The following is a 571-nucleotide window of genomic DNA, read 5'->3' as shown; positions in this document are numbered from 1 at the left end:
GCGTGACCTCAGCCAGCGGCGCCTTCACCGACAAGAACGCCGGCAACGGCAAGTCGGTCGGTATCAGCGAAATCGTCCTCGGCGGCGCCGATGCCGGCAACTACACCCTGGCCGACAACACCGCGACCACCAGCGCCGATATCGTCAAGGCTGCACTGACCATCACCGCCGATAACGCCAGCAAAGTGGCCGGGCAGAGCATCGTCCTGAGCGGCTACACCACCCTCGGTCTGGTGGCTGGCGACAGCGTTGCATCGGTCAGCCTCACCAGTACCGGCGAGCCGGCCAGCGCTGCAGCGGGCACTTACGCAATCGTTGCCAGTGACGCTGTCGGCTCGGAGTTGAACAACTACGCCATCCAGTACGAGCAAGGCGCTTTGCTCGTCAACGCCGGGCCCAGTGAGCCAAACCAACCCAGCCAACCTAGTGAACCAGGCCAACCCAGCCAACCTGGCAACAGCCTGCCCGGCAACGGCCAATCCTATATCAGCGTACTGGCCTCGAACGGCCAGACCATTTCAGGCGAAACCCGGCAGCAGGCCGGCGAGCCCGAAGGCCTGAGCCACAACGC

At 64.4% G+C, this 571-nt stretch carries 1 protein-coding gene; it reads left to right on the top strand.

The genetic code is table 11. The features are described 5' to 3' along the window. On the top strand, positions 1-571 hold a 571-nt coding region (locus tag DM374_RS32730; protein ID WP_225422707.1), incomplete at both ends, for an MBG domain-containing protein.

This window comes from Pseudomonas huaxiensis, from assembly GCF_003231275.1.
Classification (GTDB): Bacteria; Pseudomonadota; Gammaproteobacteria; order Pseudomonadales; family Pseudomonadaceae; genus Aquipseudomonas; species Aquipseudomonas huaxiensis.
The sequence above is the reverse complement of the archived record's forward strand: the minus strand, read 5'-3'. Positions and strand labels throughout refer to the sequence as shown.